Here is an 828-nt window from a genome sequence, read left to right as displayed (position 1 = left end):
TAGCCTGTATTCCATTTCCTGCTCTCAAAAGCTTTTTAGAAGTAAGGGAAGTCCAAGCATCATCACTAGCAACTTTGCAAGGATCATTCACTGTAACTCTCAATCTTGTTATACAAGCATCTATATTATCTATATTTTCTACTCCACCTAATGCTTCTACTATAGAATCTATTATACTATCATCATCATTAGAAACTGACTCATTTGCTCTTGAACTATCTTTTTCATTATAATCAGATCTTCTATATAATTTTACTTCACTTCCAGATCTTCCAGGAGTGGCAAAATTAAATTTCAATATTAAGAATTTAAATACAAAATAATAAACAACTGCATATACTGGTCCTAATATTAATATCCATTGATAAGAAGTTTTACCCATACCTTGTAATAAACCAAAGAATGTAAAATCAATTAAACCTCTTGAGAATGTAATACCTACAGCTACGTTTAATATATACATTAACATATATGCCAAACCCTCTAAAACAGCATGAACAACATATAAAGGAGGAGCTATAAACAAGAATGTAAACTCTAAAGGTTCAGTAATACCTGTTAAAAATGAAGTTAAAGCTGCTGATAATAAAATACCTTTTGCTTTTGTTTTGTTTTCATCATCTGCCACATGGTACATAGCTAAAGCTGCAGCTGGTAAACCAAACATCATAGGTAAAAATCCACCTGTCATAGTTCTAGTAGCAGCAGCACTAAAATGTGTTACTGTAGGGTCAGCTAATTGAGCGAAAAATATCCTCTGTCCGCCAGCTACCAACTGTCCGCCTACTTCTAATACACCGCCTAATTCTGTATACCAAAATAATGGAT

Annotated in this window: 1 protein-coding gene; it reads right to left on the bottom strand. The window is 32.9% G+C overall.

Annotation, left to right across the window (positions count from 1 at the left end; translation table 11 throughout):
- A partial coding sequence (locus GQX97_RS12800; protein WP_198391239.1) for a PTS transporter subunit EIIC occupies nt 1-828 on the bottom strand: 828 nt, incomplete at both ends.

It is taken from the genome of Brachyspira sp. SAP_772, assembly GCF_009755885.1.
GTDB lineage: Bacteria > Spirochaetota > Brachyspiria > Brachyspirales > Brachyspiraceae > Brachyspira.
Note: the sequence above shows the minus strand (reverse complement) of the source record. Positions and strands in the feature narration are given on the sequence as shown.